The 17490-nt window shown below is 62.7% G+C and carries 22 protein-coding genes; 13 read left to right on the top strand and 9 right to left on the bottom strand.

All coding sequences use genetic code 11. From position 1 onward, the window contains the following. Window positions 1-63: 63 nt before the first annotated feature. The 5 genes from VQ575_RS10320 to VQ575_RS10300 are packed head-to-tail and all read right to left on the bottom strand — an operon-like array spanning window position 64 to window position 4408. Window positions 64-471 carry a hotdog family protein gene (locus VQ575_RS10320; RefSeq protein ID WP_325919592.1) on the bottom strand — a complete coding sequence of 136 codons (408 nt, stop codon included), beginning with the start codon at window positions 469-471 and terminating at the stop codon, window positions 64-66. Window positions 472-473: 2 nt separating this feature from the next. Continuing rightward, window positions 474-929 carry an FAS1-like dehydratase domain-containing protein gene (locus VQ575_RS10315; RefSeq protein WP_325919591.1) on the bottom strand — a complete coding sequence of 152 codons (456 nt, stop codon included), beginning with the start codon at window positions 927-929 and terminating at the stop codon, window positions 474-476. Window positions 930-972: 43 nt separating this feature from the next. After that, window positions 973-2211: a CaiB/BaiF CoA transferase family protein gene (locus VQ575_RS10310; protein ID WP_039592974.1), complete on the bottom strand. Its 1239-nt coding sequence runs from the start codon at window positions 2209-2211 to the stop codon at window positions 973-975. Beyond that, window positions 2208-3125, bottom strand: a complete 918-nt coding sequence (locus VQ575_RS10305; protein ID WP_325919590.1) for a hydroxymethylglutaryl-CoA lyase — start codon at window positions 3123-3125, stop codon at window positions 2208-2210. Before VQ575_RS10305 ends, VQ575_RS10310 begins: the two co-directional genes overlap by 4 nt. Beyond that, window positions 3122-4408 carry a hydroxymethylglutaryl-CoA reductase, degradative gene (locus tag VQ575_RS10300; RefSeq protein ID WP_039592972.1) on the bottom strand — a complete coding sequence of 429 codons (1287 nt, stop codon included), beginning with the start codon at window positions 4406-4408 and terminating at the stop codon, window positions 3122-3124. The genes VQ575_RS10305 and VQ575_RS10300 overlap by 4 nt, the downstream gene beginning before the upstream one ends. 130 nt (window positions 4409-4538) lie before the next feature. Here VQ575_RS10300 and VQ575_RS10295 point away from each other — a divergent pair, with 130 nt between their 5' ends. After that, window positions 4539-5924, top strand: coding sequence for an aminotransferase-like domain-containing protein (locus tag VQ575_RS10295; RefSeq protein ID WP_198723481.1), 1386 nt, complete (start codon window positions 4539-4541; stop codon window positions 5922-5924). A gap of 98 nt (window positions 5925-6022) precedes the next feature. On the opposite strand, the gene galU is transcribed toward VQ575_RS10295, so the two are convergent. After that, the gene (galU, locus tag VQ575_RS10290; RefSeq protein ID WP_039592970.1) at window positions 6023-6862 is read right to left on the bottom strand and encodes a UTP--glucose-1-phosphate uridylyltransferase GalU; all 840 of its coding nucleotides are present in this window, start codon (window positions 6860-6862) and stop codon (window positions 6023-6025) included. Window positions 6863-7095: 233 nt separating this feature from the next. On the opposite strand from galU, the gene VQ575_RS10285 reads away from it, so the two are divergent. Beyond that, window positions 7096-7311, top strand: coding sequence for a hypothetical protein (locus VQ575_RS10285; RefSeq protein WP_039592969.1), 216 nt, complete (start codon window positions 7096-7098; stop codon window positions 7309-7311). 111 nt (window positions 7312-7422) lie between these two features. Continuing rightward, window positions 7423-7704 (top strand): hypothetical protein, encoded by a 282-nt coding sequence (locus tag VQ575_RS10280; RefSeq protein ID WP_039592968.1) that lies wholly within the window; start codon window positions 7423-7425, stop codon window positions 7702-7704. A 45-nt stretch (window positions 7705-7749) separates the two neighbouring features. On the opposite strand, the gene VQ575_RS10275 is transcribed toward VQ575_RS10280, so the two are convergent. Next, window positions 7750-7980 carry a hypothetical protein gene (locus VQ575_RS10275; protein WP_039592967.1) on the bottom strand — a complete coding sequence of 77 codons (231 nt, stop codon included), beginning with the start codon at window positions 7978-7980 and terminating at the stop codon, window positions 7750-7752. A gap of 110 nt (window positions 7981-8090) precedes the next feature. After that, entirely contained in the window at window positions 8091-8441 is a 351-nt protein-coding gene (locus VQ575_RS10270; RefSeq protein ID WP_039592966.1) for a hypothetical protein, read from the bottom strand. Between the two features lie 206 nt (window positions 8442-8647). Here VQ575_RS10270 and VQ575_RS10265 point away from each other — a divergent pair, with 206 nt between their 5' ends. The 5 genes from VQ575_RS10265 (at window position 8648) to ada (ending at window position 11828) form a co-directional block, all read left to right on the top strand. Beyond that, window positions 8648-8950 carry a DUF1883 domain-containing protein gene (locus VQ575_RS10265; protein ID WP_003182962.1) on the top strand — a complete coding sequence of 101 codons (303 nt, stop codon included), beginning with the start codon at window positions 8648-8650 and terminating at the stop codon, window positions 8948-8950. A 16-nt stretch (window positions 8951-8966) separates the two neighbouring features. Beyond that, window positions 8967-9149 (top strand): hypothetical protein, encoded by a 183-nt coding sequence (locus VQ575_RS10260; protein WP_411829971.1) that lies wholly within the window; start codon window positions 8967-8969, stop codon window positions 9147-9149. Between the two features lie 131 nt (window positions 9150-9280). Beyond that, window positions 9281-10000, top strand: coding sequence for a 2OG-Fe(II) oxygenase (locus tag VQ575_RS10255; protein ID WP_325919587.1), 720 nt, complete (start codon window positions 9281-9283; stop codon window positions 9998-10000). Further along, window positions 9987-10667 (top strand): DNA oxidative demethylase AlkB, encoded by a 681-nt coding sequence (gene alkB / locus VQ575_RS10250; protein WP_411829943.1) that lies wholly within the window; start codon window positions 9987-9989, stop codon window positions 10665-10667. Before VQ575_RS10255 ends, alkB begins: the two co-directional genes overlap by 14 nt. Before the next feature lie 87 nt (window positions 10668-10754). Beyond that, on the top strand, window positions 10755-11828 hold the full coding sequence (ada, locus tag VQ575_RS10245; RefSeq protein ID WP_045155693.1) for a bifunctional DNA-binding transcriptional regulator/O6-methylguanine-DNA methyltransferase Ada: 1074 nt from the start codon (window positions 10755-10757) through the stop codon (window positions 11826-11828). Here the strand turns inward: ada and VQ575_RS10240 are convergent. Continuing rightward, entirely contained in the window at window positions 11792-12280 is a 489-nt protein-coding gene (locus VQ575_RS10240) for a GyrI-like domain-containing protein (RefSeq protein WP_039592963.1), read from the bottom strand. The two genes, ada and VQ575_RS10240, sit on opposite strands and share 37 nt — an antisense overlap. Window positions 12281-12427: 147 nt before the next feature. On the opposite strand from VQ575_RS10240, the gene VQ575_RS10235 reads away from it, so the two are divergent. The 5 genes from VQ575_RS10235 (at window position 12428) to VQ575_RS10215 (ending at window position 17395) form a co-directional block, all read left to right on the top strand. Next, window positions 12428-13489 (top strand): NAD(P)H-dependent flavin oxidoreductase, encoded by a 1062-nt coding sequence (locus VQ575_RS10235; RefSeq protein WP_039592962.1) that lies wholly within the window; start codon window positions 12428-12430, stop codon window positions 13487-13489. A gap of 148 nt (window positions 13490-13637) precedes the next feature. Further along, on the top strand, window positions 13638-14387 hold the full coding sequence (gene modA, locus VQ575_RS10230; protein ID WP_198723471.1) for a molybdate ABC transporter substrate-binding protein: 750 nt from the start codon (window positions 13638-13640) through the stop codon (window positions 14385-14387). After that, window positions 14387-15067, top strand: coding sequence for a molybdate ABC transporter permease subunit (modB, locus tag VQ575_RS10225; RefSeq protein ID WP_039592960.1), 681 nt, complete (start codon window positions 14387-14389; stop codon window positions 15065-15067). Before modA ends, modB begins: the two co-directional genes overlap by 1 nt. Before the next feature lie 3 nt (window positions 15068-15070). Then, a complete protein-coding gene (gene modC / locus VQ575_RS10220) occupies window positions 15071-16150 on the top strand; it encodes a molybdenum ABC transporter ATP-binding protein (protein WP_198723469.1) in 1080 nt (359 codons plus the stop codon). A gap of 207 nt (window positions 16151-16357) precedes the next feature. After that, window positions 16358-17395: a DNA topoisomerase IB gene (locus VQ575_RS10215; RefSeq protein WP_198723467.1), complete on the top strand. Its 1038-nt coding sequence runs from the start codon at window positions 16358-16360 to the stop codon at window positions 17393-17395. Window positions 17396-17490: the final 95 nt, after the last annotated feature.

The raw sequence follows: 17490 nt of genomic DNA, 5'->3' as shown, positions 1-17490 counted from the left end.
TATCGAGGAATAGACCGTCCCGGTCAATGGCCGGTGACGGGTAAAGGGTCAATCCGGTGCAGGTCAATCGGCCTGGGGCCGACGTACCGTGGCGCGGCCCAGGGTGGTCACTTGCCCATGTTGGTTAATGATCTCCAGCGACAGCAGGATGAGGTTGTGTTCGATACCTTCGACTTTGCCCCGGGCCTCGAGCACATCGCCGACATAGGCCGGTCGTCGGTTGCTGTATTCGAATGCCAGTAGCTCATCGTCCTCCTCCATCCACTCATAGACCTGTTGGGTCAGCCAATCGCCTTGCAGCGGTCCGTCCACCAGCAGCGCCGGATGGTCTTCGCATTCCCGGGCGTAGGCCAGGTCATAGTGGATCCGATGCGGGTTCCAGATCGCCGCGTTGTAAAGGAACAGTTGTACCGTACCCGGTGCATAACGCTGCGATGACAGCAGCTGGCCGACTTCGATTGTCTTGGGCATGCTCACCTCGCGATCCGGGTCAGGCGTTCGGTCACCAGGAGCAACCCCGCTTCGCTTTCGAAGCGATTTTCGAACACCAGGAAAATCAATGGGCCTTGCGCGCCCTCTTTCTCGTAGATATCGACCAGCGTCTGCCTGCACACCAGCACATCGCCAGCCCTAATCCGCCGGTGGACCTGGTACTGGCAACCGCCGGCCATGATGCGTTTGAGCGGCAGCTCGGGGACCAGCGGGTTGTCCGGCTGCCGGCCGTCTTCGAGCAACTGGTCCAGGGGCAGTACCGGCATCAACACGCCGAACAGAAACATCAACGGCGCCTCGTCCCCATTCAGGAAACGGGCCTGGCGCTGTCCGGTGGCCACCGCGTACTTGCGGATGTCACTGCGGCAGACCTCAAACCGCACGGGCGGCAGGGCAGCACCGATGCAGCTTCTGATCGACTCGGTGATCAAGCTCATGGACGGCCTCCCCATCCGACGGTCACACACATGCAAGCCGGCATCAAATGACACCTCGCAGCCGCAGATCGTCGTACTGCGCCTGGTCGAGCCCCAGCCACTGACGGTACACCTGCAGGTTATGCTGGCCGACGCCGGGTGCGCTGGCGCCTTTTTCCAGGGTGCCGCCGGACAGTTTCACCGGGTTGCCGAACACGTCGAACCGCGCCCCCTGATAATCCACCGTCACCACCATGTCGCGCTCGCGCAGGTGTGGGTCGGCGACCACTTCGTCCATGCTCTTGATCGGCGACAGCGGGAAGCGGTCGCCGGTCATGGCTTCCAGTTCGGCCTTGGTGCGGGCGGCGCACCAGCGCTCGACGGCGGGCTTGACTTTGCGCCGATAAGTGTCGGCATCGAAGCGCTTGGCCATAGTGTCGATTTCCGGGTCGGAGGCCAGGGCTTCATCGCCGAAGGTCCGGCAGGCTTCGCGCCAGAACTTGTCGGTGTAGGCGCCGAAGAACACGAAGCCGTCCTTGCAGGCGTAGCGCCCGTAAGGCCTCACGAACGGATGGCCGTTACCCTCCGGCTGCACCACCTTGCCGGTCTCGGTGTAAGTCACCAGGGCGTTTTCGGTCAGGGAGACGATCGAATCCTGCTGCGACACGTCCACCAGTTGACCAAGGCCCGTGCGCTCGGCTTCGCGAAGCGCCCCCAGCGTGCCGATCGCGGCGTACAACGCCGCTGACAGGTCGCCCAACACGGTGCCGACGCGCATCGGCTCCTCCACCGTGCCGTTCATCGACCACAATCCACCGCTGGCCTGGGCACTGCTATCGAAGGCCGGGCGCAACGAGTTGGGCCCGTGCTGGCCGAAGCCGCTGATGGCGGTGAATACCAGCGCCGGGTTGATCTCCTTGAGCACCTTGTACCCCAGGCCGAGCTTATCCATGGTGCCGGGTCGGAAGTTCTCGATCACGATATCGGCCTTACGCACCATCGCCAGGAACGTGGCCTTGCCGTCGGCTTGCTTGAGGTCCAGGCCCACCGCCATCTTGTTGCGATTGAACTGGGCGAAAAAACCGCTCAGCGGCTCGCTGGAGGTACGGCTCATGGGCGGGAACTCCCGCGTCAGGTCGGGATCGCCCGGGTTTTCGATCTTGATAACCGTGGCCCCCATGTCCGCCAGCAACATGGCGCAATAAGGCCCGGCCACAACCCGCGTCAGGTCCAGCACGGTCACTCCCTTGAGGGGCCCTGTGGCCTTGCTGAGGTTCGCCAGCGTTTCAGTGAGCAGCTTCATGGGATCTCCAATTGATTGTGCTTGTGGAGCAGGGCCTTGGCGACTCGCGAGCCGGTAGGACGGTGCAAGGCCTGGTCGACAAAGGCGCCGGCTTTAATCAGCCGCGCCAGATCAATGCCCGTGGACAGGCCCAGGCCATGGAACAGATACACCAGTTCTTCACTGGCGACATTGCCGGTAGCTCCCGGAGAATACGGGCAGCCGCCCAGGCCCGAGACCGAACTGTCGAACACCCTGACGCCAGCCTCGAGCGCGGCATGCACATTGGCCACGGCCATGCCGTAGGTGTCATGAAAATGCGCAGCCAGCGCCGTGAGCGGCACTTCGGCGACACAGGCCTTGATCAACCGCGCCGTTTGGCCCGGTGTGCCAGTACCGATCGTGTCGCCAAGACTGATTTCGTAGCAGCCCATTTCGTGTAGGGCCCGCGCGACCTCGACGACCCGGGCCGTTGGCACCTGGCCAGTGAACGGGCAACCCATCACGCAGGAGACGTAGCCGCGCACCGCCACACCCGCCTCCCGGGCCCTGGCCAGTACCGACTGGAAGCGCTCCAGGCTCTGGGCGATGGAGCAATTGATGTTGCGTTGCGAGAACGCCTCGGACGCCGCTGCGAATACCGCCACCTCGCGGCAGCCGACCGCCAGCGCCCGCTCCAGCCCCTCAAGGTTGGGCACCAGCGCGGTGTACGTTACCCCAGGCCGCGGCGTGAGCCGACGCAGCACCTCATCGGAGCCGGCCATCTGCGGCACCCAGCGCGGCGAGACGAAAGCGCCGGACTCAATCGTGCGCAAACCGGCCGCGGCCAGCCGCTCCAGCAACAGCACGCGGGTCTCGACGGGCAGGCTGCGAGCCTCGTTCTGCAGGCCGTCCCGGGCGCCAACCTCCACCAGCCTGACGCTGTCCATGCTCATTGCCCGCGCTTTTCGCGCAGCAGGGCTTCGGCACGGTCGGCCCGTACGTCCCGCGCCTCGACCATGCGCTTGACCAACCACTCCAATTCCTCGCCGCGGGCGCCGGCGGACAGCGCGATGTTGCGCGCATGCAGCGCCATGTGTCCGCGCTGGATGCCCTCGGTGGCCAGGGCTCGCAGGGCGCCGAGGTTCTGGGCCAGGCCGACGGCCACGGCAACTTCCGCCAGTTCCTGGGCGGTCTTGACGCCGAGGATGCGCAACGACAGTTGCGCCAGCGGATGTGTCTTGGTCGCGCCGCCCACCAGGCCCAGGGGCATCGGCATTTCGAGGGTGCCCACCAGGTGGCCGGCGCTGTCCTTTTCCCAGGTGGTCAGGGAACCGTAGTGGCCGCTGCGACAGGCGTATGCATGGGCTCCCGCTTCCACCGCACGCCAATCGTTTCCGGTGGCGACCACCAGCGGGTCGATGCCATTCATGATGCCCTTGTTGTGAGTCGCCGCGCGGTAAGGGTCGATGGCCGCGAACGTGTACGCGTCGATGATGCCATCGATCACGTCCGCGCCACTGTACTGGGCGGTGTCCAACTGCTCCGGGGCGATGCGCAACTGGGCACGGGCCAGGCGCAGGTCCGCCAGATTGGACAGGATGCGCAGGCGCACCTTACCGCCCGTGATCTCTTCCATCAGCGGCGCCACGGCTTCAGCCATGGTGTTCACGGTATTGGCGCCCATGGCGTCGCGCACGTCGACGATCAGGTGCGCCACCAGCATCGAGCCACGAGGGCTGTCGGCAAAAGTGTGGACCTCAAGGTCGCGGCAACCGCCGCCCAGCTTGTTGAGCAACTGGTCCTTGCTATTGGCCAGCGCCATGATTTGCTCTTTGCTGCGCAACAGGCTCAGCCGTGCATTGAAGGGATCGGACACACCGATGATCTGCACCTGGGCGCGCATCAGCGGCGCGCTGCTGGAAGTCTGGAAGCCACCGGCCGGGCGGGTCAGTTTGGCCATGAACGAAGCGGCTGCGACAATCGAGGGTTCCTCGACCACCAGGGGAATCAACAGGTCGCGACCATTGATGCGGAAGTTGCTGGCGATGGCATAAGGCAGCTCGAACTTGCCAATGACGTTCTCGATCATGCCATCGGCGATTTCCAGCGGCAGCGCACCCGCGTCACGCAACAGCGCGGCGTCATCAGCACTCAGGTCCAATAGCTGGCGGATGTGTTCGAGGCGTTCGGAGGGGGAAAGATTGCGGAAATCGGGCAAGCGGGAATCGATCGACATCAAGGGCTCCTCGGGGAGTCATTTGTTATTGGATGCCGACAAATTGCCCCATGTGTAGCCTTGAAAGAAGGTACAGTTTTGCCGAACAGTTCGCCCTCTGTACCCCTATCCGGATTCGACAGGAGCCTTTATGGCGCGCCAGACCCTCGCACAGCAGGTCGCTGCAGCCATCACGCAGCAGATCACCGACGGAGCGCTGAGGGCTGGCGAAAAACTGCCTTCCCTGCGCGAATACATGCGCCTGCACGGACACTCGAAAAACACCGTGATTACCGCCTATGAGCATCTGGCAGCGGAAGGCCTGGTGGAGGCGCGTCATGGCCAGGGCTTTTTCGTGATCAAGCGGGTGGCAACCGTCGCCGAGGAAGACGAAGCCCTGCCCTACAACCGCGCCCTGGACACCATCTGGATGATGCGCCAGCAATTCGTCCGCGACCCAGGACACTCGCATTTGGGCGAGGGCTTCCCGCCGGTGGAATGGCTGATGGACATGCGCCTGGACAAATTCCATCGCCAGGTGGTGCGGGCCGGTGTCACCACGCTATTTCGCTACGGCACGCGGCTGGGCAACTCGGGCCTGCGGGCGCGGCTGGTGCAGAAGCTCGCCGGCTATAATATCGCGGTCTCGACCCGGCAATTGGTTACCACCCTGGGGGCCAACCACGGCATGGACCTGATCATCCGGCGCTATGTGATGCCGGGCGACCCGGTGCTGGTAGAAGACCCCGGTTATTACCCCTTGTTCGGCAAACTCCAGTTGCAAGGCGCACGAATGCTCGGCGTGCGACGCGAACCCGACGGACCGGACCTGGAGGCCCTCGAACAACTGATCAAGGCGCACCGGCCCAAGCTGTTTTTCCTCCAGTCCATCGGCCACAACCCCACCGGCTCGGACCTCTCCCCGGCCAAGGCCCACCAACTGCTGCGCATCGCAGAAACCCATGACCTGCTGCTGGTGGAAAACGACGCCATGGCTGATTTCAAACCCAGCTCGGCGATGAAGCTCTCGGCCCTGGACCAGTTGCAGCGCACACTGTACCTGGGCAGTTTTTCCAAGTCGGTGTCGGCGGCGTTACGGGTGGGTTTTATCGCCGGCAGCAAGCAGCGAATAGAGGAACTGGCCGACATCAAGATGGTGCTGCACAACAGCGGGGCCGAATACAGTGAACGAACTATTGACGTGATCCTCGGTGAAGGTCACTTCCTGCGGCACCTGTCGCGCCTGCAGGACCGCCTGCGCCTGGCCACGGCCCGAGGGCTGACGTTGCTCGACGAACTGGGTGCCGAGGTGTTCTGCCGGCCGGAACAGAGCCTGTACCTCTGGGCGCGGTTTCCCGGCGTGGAGGACTCCAATGCGCTGACTCGCCATTGCCTGGGCCAGGGCGTCATGCTCGCGCCGGGGGCAATCTTTTCCACCCAGCCGAAGAACATCGTGCCCTGGACCCGGCTCAACGTGGCCTACCTGGACGATCCCTTGTTCGGCAATGTCATCCGGCAGATGCAGCAAAAGGCATGATGCCGGGCATCGCCGGCACAGGCTAGCCTCCGATAGTTTTGCAAAAAAACGCCCCGAACCAGTCGGGGCGTTTTTCAAGGTGTGACGCCGGCAGGCTATCAGTAAGCCTTGCCGGTCTTGTAGAAGTTCTCGAAGCAGAAGTTGGTCGCGTCGATGTAGCCTTCGGCGCCACCGCAGTCGAAACGCTTGCCCTTGAACTTGTAGGCCATTACGCAGCCGTTCTGGGCCTGTTTCATCAGAGCGTCGGTGATCTGGATTTCACCGCCCTTGCCTGGCTCGGTCTGTTCGATCAGGTCGAAGATGTCCGGGGTCAGGATGTAGCGGCCGATGATAGCCAGGTTCGACGGCGCGTCTTCAGGCTTTGGTTTCTCGACCATGCTGTGAACGCGGTAGATGTCTTCGCGGATCATTTCGCCGGCGATGACACCGTACTTGTTGGTTTCCTGCGGATCCACTTCCTGGATCGCCACGATGGAGCAACGGAACTGCTTGTACAGCTTGACCATCTGGGTCAGTACGCCGTCGCCTTCCAGGTTGACGCACAAGTCGTCCGCCAGGACCACGGCAAACGGTTCGTCGCCGATCAGCGGGCGGCCGGTCAGGATCGCGTGGCCCAGGCCTTTCATTTCGGTCTGGCGGGTGTAGGAGAACGAGCACTCGTCCAGCAGTTTGCGGATGCCGACCAGGTATTTTTCCTTGTCGGTGCCCTTGATCTGGTTTTCCAACTCGTAGCTGATGTCGAAATGGTCTTCCAGGGCGCGCTTGCCACGGCCGGTGACGATGGAAATTTCCGTCAGGCCCGCATCCAGGGCTTCTTCGACGCCGTACTGGATCAGTGGCTTGTTCACCACCGGCAGCATTTCCTTGGGCATGGCTTTAGTCGCTGGCAGGAAGCGAGTACCGTAACCGGCTGCTGGGAACAAGCATTTCTTGATCATATAAGTCCTTGAAAAGGCGGTGTGTACGAGTTTCGGCGCAGTCTAATCAGCCGGCAGGCACCTTACAATGCCTGCGCTGGCCAACCGATGCCATCATAGAGAAATAAACCGGGCGATAGTTCAATCGCCTTTCGCTTCGATGGTTCCAGCGGTCCCCACTGTACGCCCATCGACGCTGTTTGCGAGCATTTGGCGTATCATGGCCGCCTTGATCCCGCCAACGAGGCAGTTAGATGTCGGCAACACAGAACGCAAACGGTTATTCGGTCAGCCAGGACAAGGACGGCCAATGGTGGATTATCAACTACCATGGCGAGCAGGTCGCCGGCCCCTTGCCCACCAAAACGATGGCGGTGGAAGTCGCCGCGGTATTCCAGGACGAGCGCTCTGCACCAGCGCCACGGGAACGCGAACAGGCTCCGGCACGCAATAATCGCCGCAAGAAATAATCAGCCGGCCCCACCCGAGCCCTGCTGCTCGGAGAGGGCCGCTGGTTTAGCTGTACCGGAATGGCCATTCGCTATAATCTCGCGCCATTCCTCCCCTCACGATGACTCCTCATGAAGACATTCCTGGCGCTGTTTGCAGTCCTGGCCTTGGCAGGCTGTGCCTCGGCTGAAAAGACCTACCTGAACAACGGCGAACAAGGCCTGGCCATCGACTGTTCAGGCGAGGCCAATTCCTGGGCGGCTTGTTATGAGAAAGCGGATGCGTCCTGTGCCGGTACCGGTTACCGCATCGTCGGTACTGACGGCACACCACAGGCCAACGACAGCGAGAAGACCCTCGGTGTCGACGTAGGAAACTTCACCAGCCGCAGCGTCGTAGTCGTCTGCAAATAGACCCAGTGTCCTGTTTCGCAACTACGTTTCTTTTTTGGCGAGTGGCTAGATGTGGATCTCGGCGAACTTGATGCCCAGACTGCGCAGGGTCTCGATCAGGTCGTCGAGGCGCTCGAAGGATTCGACTTCGTCCTGATCGTCCACGAGGAAGAAACTGCGCCCCGCGCTTTTCTTGAAGAAGACGATCCATTCTCCCGTGCTCGCGGGGTTCTGGATCACATGAGTGGCCAAGATCAGCCCCTCTGCGTGGCGCTCGTGCACCTGTTCGCGTTTCATCGACCGGACTCCATGAATGACAATGCCGCCAACGGCGACCGTGGCGGCATTTTTGTATCGAAGGCGGCAGTCTAACCGATGCGTGGCCTGTCCGTCAGGGCGAGCCCCGCCTAACCGGAGATGCAGGCATTGGCCGCGTCCTGCACATCGCCAGGACGCACGGGTACGTTGGACAGGCTCTCATGCAGCTTGATGCTGCTGCCGCTGGAGCGCTCCTCGATATCGAACACCGCCGCCGGAAGCGCCGACAGCTTGCCGGGGACGATCACCCGGACGCCATTCTTTTGCGGCTCCATTTGCAACTGGCCGCGGCTCTCCAGCAGATTGTCGGCAACACACTTGGCGTACTCGTGAGGTTTTTTCCCGGAGATGACGCTCATGGTGGGCGGCGTCTGGTTGATGTCCGATACCGATGCACATCCACCCAAGGCCAAGGCCAATACCCACACGCTGCGCTTCATATGATTCCTCCGATAAAGACCCTCCGACAATGCGAATGTCGTTTTTCTCCAACGCCCTTCCATTTTTTATCCGCAAAGGCCGGATAAATGAAAGACGCAGAGGATCGGGGCCGGATATTAACTCACGGTGCTGATAAACTGCGCGCCATTATGATTGCTTCATCTTACTGTCTTGATTTGCAAGAAATGCCCTTCTGGAGGCGCCCATGAAATTCATCCACCAGCGCGAGCACCTCAACGAAGACGATATCGTCGTGATCGAATGCTCCCAAATGTGCAACATCCGTTTGATGAACGACGCCAATTTCCGTAGTTTCAAGAACGGTGGCCGGCACACCTACCACGGCGGCGCATTCGACACGTTCCCCGCAAGGATCACCGCCCCCAGCACCGGTTTCTGGAACATCACCATCGACACCGTCAACCGTCGCGCCATCAGCGTCACCCGCAAGCCGACCCTGACCCACAAGATCAAGATCATCCGGCGCTCCAGCTCTAAGCTGAGCTGAGCGACCCTTGCCCAAGATAGGTAATACCGTGGCTCCGACGACCAAATACGTTATCAAGTACAAACTCAACGGTGAACGCCGCTTCGAGTTCGCGCAACTGCAAACCGGCACTGACCAAGAAGCCATGGCCACGCTGAAAAAGCTGCATGGCGACACGGGTGATGAGATCACCGAGCTCAAGGTCAGCAAGGCACTCTGAAGCCTGCCAGCAGCTTCCTGTGGCGAGGGAGCTTGCTCCCTCGCCACAAAAGCGCTTCACACCGCAAGAATCGGGGTGCCTGCACCGCGGCATTCTTCAGACTGACCAGTCCTTCCAACAGGATTGCAATCATGTCCACTACGTCCTCCCTGACCCAACACCTCGCCGACCTCGACTGGCCCACCCTGGCGGAAAGCCTCGACCAGGACGGCTGCGCGATCATTCGCAACCTGCTGCCGGCGGCGCAATGCCAACAGTTGAGCGGCTTGTACGCCGAGCCCGGGCTTTTTCGTTCGCGGGTAATAATGGCGCGCCATGGATTCGGTCGCGGCCAGTATCAGTATTTTGCCTATCCACTGCCTGACGTTGTCCAGCAACTGCGCCAGTCGCTTTATCCGATGCTGGTTGCGGTGGCTAACCGCTGGAACGATTGCATGGGCCTGGCCCCACGTTTTCCCGACAAACACGCCGACTTCATTCGCCGCTGTCACGCCGCCGGGCAGCAACGCCCCACCCCGTTGCTCCTGCAGTACGAGCCCGAGGACTACAACTGCCTGCACCAGGATCTTTACGGCGAGCACGTGTTCCCGTTGCAGGTGGCAATCCTGCTATCGGCACCGGGCGAGGATTTTACCGGGGGCGAGTTTGTCCTTACCGAGCAGCGCCCACGCATGCAATCGCGGCCCCAGGTCGTCGACTTGAAACAAGGCGATGCCTTGGTATTTGCCGTACACCAGCGGCCGGTCAAGGGCGTTCGAGGTTATTATCGAGTCAACTTGCGCCACGGCGTCAGCCGCGTGCACAGCGGCCGCCGGCATACACTCGGGATCATTTTTCATGATGCGCAATGACGACACGCCCATCACCTTCGACCTGTTCGCCGACCAGGCGCCCACCACGCCCGGCCAGGTCGAACAGATCGGCCAGCAGTCCTTCGTGCTGCGCGGGTTTGCCCTGCCCTGGCTCGACCGTTTGCTGCCAGCGCTGGAAAGCGTCCTGCAGGCGGCACCGTTCCGGCAGATGGTCACGCCCGGCGGTTTCACCATGTCGGTGGCCTTGACCAGTTGTGGCGCGCTCGGCTGGACCACCGACCGCAGCGGCTATCGCTACACCGCCCATGATCCGCAGACCGGCCACCCCTGGCCCGACATGCCGGCGGTGTTTCGCGAGCTGGCCCGTACTGCTGCCCGGCAGGCGGGGTTCGAGCACTTCGAGCCCGATGCCTGCCTTATCAACCGCTACGTGCCCGGCGCACGCATGTCGCTGCACCAGGACAAGAACGAACGTTCCCTGACAGCCCCCGTGGTTTCACTCTCCCTTGGCCTGCCGGCGACATTCCAGTTCGGCGGGTTCGAGCGCAGCGACAAAAGCCAGCGCGTCCCGTTATTCCACGGCGACATCGCGGTCTGGGGTGGCGTGGACCGGTTGCGCTACCACGGTGTGCTGCCGCTCAAGCCGGGCGAGCATCCACACCTGGGCGCCCAGCGCATCAACCTGACGTTCCGCATGGCGGGATAAAGGCGCAGAATTCAACCGCAAGACCCGGAGTGTCGTCAGCTGGATGGCTCGCTAATCTAGCCAAAACGGGCCAATGGAATAACGACCATGAACAGCACTTCGAATACCCTCGCCCCTGATCAGGACCCTCGCTGGGCCGCCGTGCTCGCACGGGATGCGCGCGCCGACGGGCAATTTGTCTATGGCGTGAAGACCACCGGCATCTATTGCCACCCCAGCAGCCTGTCGCGCCTGCCGAACCCGCGCAATGTCGAATTCTTCGACACGCCGGAACAGGCCCAGGCGGCCGGCTACCGCCCCAGCAGACGCCTGGCGAGGGACCAGACCCAGATCGCCGCGCAACAAGCCGCGCGGGTCGCGGCCGCCTGCCGCCAGATTGAGGCGGCCGACGACCTGCCAGGCCTGAATGACCTCGCGAAGACGGCAGGCTTGAGCCCCTTTCATTTCCACCGAGTCTTCAAATCCGTCACCGGCCTGACCCCAAAGGCCTACGCCGCCGCCCATCGCTCGCGCAAAGTGCGCGAACGCCTGGCCGACGCCGGCTCAGTCACCGAAGCGCTGTACGACGCAGGTTTCAATTCCAACAGCCGCTTCTATGAAGCCGCCGACAAAGTCCTTGGTATGAAACCCGCGGACTACCGGGCCGCCGGGCAAAACACCGACATTCGCTTTGCCGTCGGCCAGTGCTCCCTCGGGGCGATCCTGGTGGCGCAAAGCGAGCGTGGCGTGTGCGCGATCCTGCTGGGGGACGATCCGGACGCACTGGTGCGCGACCTGCAAGATAAATTCCGCCGCGCCAACCTCATCGGCGCCGACCGGGAATTCGAACAATTGATCGCCCAAGTGGTGGGGTTCATCGAAGCGCCGGCCCTGGGCCTGGACTTGCCGCTGGACCTGCGCGGCACGGCGTTCCAGGAGCGGGTCTGGCAGGCCCTGCGGGAAATCCCACCGGGCAGCACCGCCAGCTATGCCGAGATTGCCCAGCGCATCGGTTTGCCGAAAGCGGTTCGCGCCGTGGCCCAGGCCTGCGGCGCCAACAGCCTCGCCGTGGCGATCCCCTGCCACCGCGTGGTACGCAGCGACGGCAACTTGTCGGGTTATCGCTGGGGCGTGGAGCGCAAGCGTCAATTGCTGGCGCTGGAACGCTCGCCTGAGGATTGAATGCCGATATAGATCGCCACCGAATCAGGCGCGTTGTACACCTCGAAATCAGTGGTGAACCGGCGCACGGTCTGCGGATTATCGGCGAAATAGGCCCAGATCAGCCCCCAGGCCTGGATCACGCAATCGGGCATTTCACCCTTGGCCGAGAACACCAGGTAATCCCCGCCCTCGATGTCCACGGCGGGGTAGCCTGCGCTCGTGGCATCGACCTGCACCCCCGCCGTCACGTCGAAATAGCCGGTGGCATCAGACTCGTAGCCGGAATACACCCCGTAGACGAACGAATCTGACTGACGCGCCGGGATCCGGTCGAACAGCCCTTCGGTGAAGAACTGCTGCCACATCGGGCCGATTTTCGCGGTCTCGCCCTGCTGCTCGTCGGCGTTACGGGTGTGCACCTGCAATCCGGCAACCGTGAAGGGGTCGACAGTCCTGAGTCTCATGTCCATGGGTCGGGCTCCTTGATGGTGAAGTCCGCATCGTACCGATCCTTGCGTCGGGATCAACCCGGGCATCGATTGAAAAACTCGACTGGCCCTGGCCGGGTCACACCTGCTAAAAACAGCGTTTCCTTCTGCCGTCGGAGACACCCGGACATGAGTCAGTGGCCAGACACCCGCATTCTCGACCTGCTCGGCATCGAGCATCCCATCATCCAGGGGCCGCTGGCTGGCGTGACCGGTCCGGCGATGGTAGTCGCCACGTCCAATGCCGGTGGGATGGGCTCGATGCCTGCGGCGATGCTGGATGTGGCGCAACTGCGCCAGGCGCTGACCGACATTGCCGAACAGACCGACAAGCCGTTCAGCGTGAATTTTTTCAGCCATCAACCGCCGGTTTTTGATGAGCAGCGGGCCGAAGCCTGGAAACAACGACTCAAGCCTTATTACGAAGAACTGGGCGTGGATTTCGACGCGCCGACGCCAGTGTCCAATCGCACGCCATTCGACGATGCGGCCTGTCGCGTGCTGGAAGAACTGCGGCCCAAGGTGGTCAGCTTCCACTTCGGCCTGCCGGAAAAGTCGTTGCTGGATCGGGTCAAGGCCACCGGCGCGAAAATCCTCTCGTCGGCCACCACCGTCGAGGAAGCCATCTGGCTCGAACAGCACGGCTGCGACGCGATCATCGCCATGGGTTATGAAGCCGGCGGTCATCGCGGGATGTTCCTCAGTGAAGACCTCAACACTCAAGTGGGCCTGTTCGCCCTGCTGCCGCAGATCGTGGACGCAGTGAAGGTGCCGGTGATCGCCACCGGAGGTATCGGTGATGCACGGGGAATCGTCGCCGCGTTTGCCCTGGGCGCGTCGGCGGTGCAACTGGGCAGTGCCTATCTGTTCACGCCCGAGGCGAAGATCAGCGCGTCCCATCATCGGGCGTTGCGCACGGCCAAGGAAAGCCAGACGGCGGTCACCAACCTGTTTACCGGTCGCCCGGCCCGAGGGATCGTCAACCGCGTGATGCGCGAAGTCGGCCCGATGAGCCCGCTCGCCCCGGCATTCCCTCTGGCGGGCGGAGCATTGATGCCCCTTCGCGCGAAGGACGAAGCTGACTTCTCCAATCTCTGGGCCGGCCAGGCGTTTCCCATGGGGCGTGAGTTGCCCAGTGGCGAGCTGACGCGGCGTCTGGCTGAGGAGGCGCTGGCTCGGTTCAAGGGCTGACTTGGGCGCCTGCTGGCGAAGGCGGCCGCTCGGTCAACGTCACCTGTACAGGCTCTCTGCCAACGCTGACAAAACGCCGCGTTCCGTTTGTCAGCGGTTCGCTATATATTCCGCTATATAGCGAACCCGCCCCCACGGAACCTTGCCCATGCGCCCCATCCATTTCGCCCCGCTCCTGGCTGCCTGTCTTTATGCCAACGCTGCCCAAGCCGATGAGGTGCAAGTCGCCGTCGCTTCCAATTTCACTGCGCCGATCCAGGCCATCGCCGCCGGTTTCGAGAAGGACACCGGGCACAAACTGATCGCCGCATACGGCGCGACCGGGCAGTTCTACACCCAGATCAAGAACGGCGCGCCGTTCGAAGTGTTCCTGGCCGCTGACGACACAACCCCGGCCCGACTGGAAAACGAAGGCGATGCCGTCAAAGGTTCGCGCTTCACCTATGCCGTCGGCACGCTGGCGTTATGGTCGGCCAAGGACGATTACGTTGACGGCAAGGGCCAGGTCCTGCGAAAAAACGCGTTCCAGCACCTGTCCATCGCGAACCCGAAAACCGCGCCCTATGGCCTCGCCGCCACCCAGGTCTTGGCTGAAATGGGGCTCACCGGGCAGGTCAAGGCCAAGATCGTCGAAGGCCAGAACATCACCCAGGCCTATCAGTTCGTTTCCACCGGCAATGCCGAGCTCGGCTTCGTCGCCCTGTCCCAGGTATTCAAGGACGGCAAGCTGGCAAGCGGTTCGGCGTGGATTGTTCCGGCCGAACTGCACGACCCGATCAAGCAGGACGCCGTGATCCTCGGCAAGGGCCGGGACAACCCCGCCGCCCGGGCGCTGATGGACTATCTGAAGAGCCCGAAAGCCGCCGCCATCATCCAAGCCTACGGTTACAAACCCTGATGCCGCTGACCGATGCCGACTACGCCGCCATCTGGCTGACCCTGAAACTGGCGTCGCTGACCACGGTGATCCTGCTGCTCATCGGCACGCCCATTGCCCTGTGGCTGTCGCGCACCCAGTCGCGGCTTCGCGGCCCGGTGGGCGCGGTGGTGGCCCTGCCGTTGGTGCTTCCGCCCACCGTGATCGGCTTTTATCTGCTGCTGGCATTGGGCCCCAACGGTTGGATTGGCCAGGTCACCCAGGCGCTCGGGCTTGGCACCCTCACCTTCAGCTTTACCGGGTTGGTGATTGGCTCGGTGATCTATTCGATGCCGTTTGTGGTGCAGCCGCTGCAAAACGCCTTTTCCGCGATCGGCAGCCGTCCACTGGAAGTCGCCGCCACCCTGCGGGCCGGGCCGTGGGACACCTTCTTCAGCGTCATCCTGCCCTTGGCCCGACCCGGCTTCATCACCGCCGCGATCCTCGGCTTCGCCCACACCGTCGGCGAATTTGGCGTGGTGCTGATGATCGGCGGCAACATCCCCGAGAAGACCCGGGTGGTGTCGGTGCAGATCTACGACCATGTCGAAGCCCTTGAATACACCCAGGCCCATTGGCTGGCGGCGGCGATGCTGGTGTTTTCTTTCCTGGTGCTACTGGCGCTGTACTCCAGCCGCCGTACCCGCGCCGGTTGGAGCTGATCGATGATCCAGGCGAGATTTCAACTCGAGCGTGGCGATTTTTCCATGGACCTGGATCTGCAATTGCCTGGCCGTGGAGTGACAGCGCTGTACGGCGAATCCGGCTCCGGCAAGACCACCTGCCTGCGCTGCATCGCCGGGCTGGACCGGCCGACGCTGGGCTTCGTCGAGGTCAATGGCGAGGTGTGGCAAGACAGCGAACGTGGGGTTTTCGTGCCGCCTCACCAGCGAGCGCTGGGATACGTTTTCCAGGAGGCGAGCCTGTTCGATCACTTGTCGGTACGCGACAACCTCTTGTTCGGCCTCAAGCGCGTTGCCGCGGCGCAACGGCGCGTGGACATCAACCACGCGACAGGACTGCTGGGCATCGGCCACCTGCTCGACAGGCCGCCGCACAACCTCTCCGGCGGCGAGCGCCAGCGCGTCGGCATCGCCCGCGCCTTGCTGACCAGCCCGCGCCTGTTGCTGATGGATGAGCCTTTGGCGGCCCTCGATACGCGACGCAAGAATGAGATCCTGCCTTACCTGCAACGGCTCCACGATGAACTGGACATCCCGGTGTTGTACGTCAGCCATTCCCAGGACGAAGTGGCGCGCCTGGCCGATCACATCGTACTGCTGGAGGCCGGGCGTGCCTTGGCCAGCGGGCCGATCGGCGAGACCCTGGCCCGGCTCGACCTGCCATTGGCCATGGGCGATGACGCGGGCGTGGTGATCCAGGGCAAAGTCGTCGGTTACAACCCGGACTATCAGTTGCTCACCCTGGCCCTGCCCGACAGCCAGCTCAACGTGCGGGTCACCCACACGCCCCTGGCTGTCGGGCAGCCGCTGCGTTTCAAGGTCCAGGCCCGGGACGTCAGCCTGAGCCTGGCAAACGATGCGCAGACCAGCATCCTCAATCGGTTGCCGGTGACGGTCGTCAGCGAACTGGCCAGTGACAACGCCGCCCATGTGCTGATCCGCCTGGAAGCCACCGGCACACCGCTGCTGGCGCGAATCACCCGGTATTCACGCGACCAGTTGAAGCTGCATCCCGGGCAAGTGTTGTGGGCGCAGATCAAGGCTGTGGCGGTGTTGGCGTAGCCTTTCTGCGCACAGAAGATCCCTGTGGTAGCGAGCCTGCTCGCGAAGACGGTGAGCCAGTTTCCAATTATCGGACGGTGTCTAGAGCGTTCGCGAGCAGTCTCGCCCCACAAGGTCGATTGGGTGAGATGAGAATCTCGGCACGACCGCAACGGCCAGCGGTCAATGAATTCACAGGCCAACTGAATTCATTGCCAAGGATCCACCATGCCCGACACCCCGCTGCCCGATGCGCTCCCGGCCGACTTGCATTACGTCGATGACACGGCGCCGGGCATCACCCGCAGGAAACTGCGGGGCAAATTCTGCTATTTCGATCCCTCGGGCGAGCGCATCACTGACGCAGCCGAAATCCAGCGCATCAATGCCTTGGCCGTTCCGCCGGCCTACACGGATGTCTGGATCTGCACCGACCCGCGGGGCCATCTGCAGGCCACCGGCCGCGATGCCCGTGGGCGCAAGCAGTACCGTTATCATCCGCGCTGGCGCGAAGTGCGCGATGCCGACAAGTATTCGCGCATGCTGGAATTCGGCCGCACCCTGCCCCGGTTGCGCAAGCGCCTGGAGGAGATCCTCGCCACCCCCGGCTTCAGCCGCGACAAAGTCATGGCAACGGTCATCACCTTGCTCGACGTGACCCTGATCCGCGTCGGCAATACCCAATACGCCCGGGACAACCGCTCCTACGGCCTGACCACGTTGCGCAACAAGCATGTCGCGGTCAACGGCAGCGCCATCGCGTTCCAGTTCCGCGGCAAGAGCGGCATCGAACACCAGATCACCGTCAAGGACCGGCGCCTGGCGCGGATCGTCAAGCGTTGCCAGGAGATCCCCGGGCAGAACCTGTTCCAGTACCTGGACGAACACGGCGAGCGTCACGCCATCACGTCTTCGGATATCAACGCCTACCTCAAGACGCTCACCGGTGCCGATTTCACCGCCAAGGACTACCGCACCTGGGCGGGCAGCGCGGCCGCCCTGGACGGACTGCGCACACTGCAATGGGAAACCGAAACCGAGGCCAAGCGGCACGTGGCCGAGATGGTCAGGCAGGTCGCCCGGCAGTTGGGCAACACCCCTGCCGTCTGTCGCAAATGCTACATCCACCCGGCCGTGGTGGAAGGCTTCATGCGCGGTGTGCTGCATGAGCTGCCCAAGCCCCGGGTGCGCAAAGGCCTCAGTCCGCAAGAAGCCGCACTGACGATGTTCCTGCAACGCATGGCCCAGGCCGTCGAAGCCTGTTGACCGAAGCGATCGATTCGTTGCCGGACTCGATAAGCGTGTTACGGAAGTGGAACATCCGACAGCCGGCGGACTCCCAACTGTACAGAGCCGCCGAA

It is taken from the genome of Pseudomonas frederiksbergensis, assembly GCF_035751725.1.
GTDB classification, from domain to species: domain Bacteria; phylum Pseudomonadota; class Gammaproteobacteria; order Pseudomonadales; family Pseudomonadaceae; genus Aquipseudomonas; species Aquipseudomonas frederiksbergensis_A.
This window is presented reverse-complemented; position numbering and strand designations above follow the sequence as displayed.

Coding starts and splice junctions, on each gene's coding strand:
- VQ575_RS10320 (WP_325919592.1), bottom strand. CDS start 471: ATGCCCAAGACAATCGAAGTCGGCCAGCTGCTGTCATCGCAGCGTTAT.
- VQ575_RS10315 (WP_325919591.1), bottom strand. CDS start 929: ATGAGCTTGATCACCGAGTCGATCAGAAGCTGCATCGGTGCTGCCCTG.
- VQ575_RS10310 (WP_039592974.1), bottom strand. CDS start 2,211: ATGAAGCTGCTCACTGAAACGCTGGCGAACCTCAGCAAGGCCACAGGG.
- VQ575_RS10305 (WP_325919590.1), bottom strand. CDS start 3,125: ATGAGCATGGACAGCGTCAGGCTGGTGGAGGTTGGCGCCCGGGACGGC.
- VQ575_RS10300 (WP_039592972.1), bottom strand. CDS start 4,408: ATGTCGATCGATTCCCGCTTGCCCGATTTCCGCAATCTTTCCCCCTCC.
- VQ575_RS10295 (WP_198723481.1), top strand. CDS start 4,539: ATGGCGCGCCAGACCCTCGCACAGCAGGTCGCTGCAGCCATCACGCAG.
- galU (WP_039592970.1), bottom strand. CDS start 6,862: ATGATCAAGAAATGCTTGTTCCCAGCAGCCGGTTACGGTACTCGCTTC.
- VQ575_RS10285 (WP_039592969.1), top strand. CDS start 7,096: ATGTCGGCAACACAGAACGCAAACGGTTATTCGGTCAGCCAGGACAAG.
- VQ575_RS10280 (WP_039592968.1), top strand. CDS start 7,423: ATGAAGACATTCCTGGCGCTGTTTGCAGTCCTGGCCTTGGCAGGCTGT.
- VQ575_RS10275 (WP_039592967.1), bottom strand. CDS start 7,980: ATGAAACGCGAACAGGTGCACGAGCGCCACGCAGAGGGGCTGATCTTG.
- VQ575_RS10270 (WP_039592966.1), bottom strand. CDS start 8,441: ATGAAGCGCAGCGTGTGGGTATTGGCCTTGGCCTTGGGTGGATGTGCA.
- VQ575_RS10265 (WP_003182962.1), top strand. CDS start 8,648: ATGAAATTCATCCACCAGCGCGAGCACCTCAACGAAGACGATATCGTC.
- VQ575_RS10255 (WP_325919587.1), top strand. CDS start 9,281: ATGTCCACTACGTCCTCCCTGACCCAACACCTCGCCGACCTCGACTGG.
- alkB (WP_411829943.1), top strand. CDS start 9,987: ATGATGCGCAATGACGACACGCCCATCACCTTCGACCTGTTCGCCGAC.
- ada (WP_045155693.1), top strand. CDS start 10,755: ATGAACAGCACTTCGAATACCCTCGCCCCTGATCAGGACCCTCGCTGG.
- VQ575_RS10240 (WP_039592963.1), bottom strand. CDS start 12,280: ATGGACATGAGACTCAGGACTGTCGACCCCTTCACGGTTGCCGGATTG.
- VQ575_RS10235 (WP_039592962.1), top strand. CDS start 12,428: ATGAGTCAGTGGCCAGACACCCGCATTCTCGACCTGCTCGGCATCGAG.
- modA (WP_198723471.1), top strand. CDS start 13,638: ATGCGCCCCATCCATTTCGCCCCGCTCCTGGCTGCCTGTCTTTATGCC.
- modB (WP_039592960.1), top strand. CDS start 14,387: ATGCCGCTGACCGATGCCGACTACGCCGCCATCTGGCTGACCCTGAAA.
- modC (WP_198723469.1), top strand. CDS start 15,071: ATGATCCAGGCGAGATTTCAACTCGAGCGTGGCGATTTTTCCATGGAC.
- VQ575_RS10215 (WP_198723467.1), top strand. CDS start 16,358: ATGCCCGACACCCCGCTGCCCGATGCGCTCCCGGCCGACTTGCATTAC.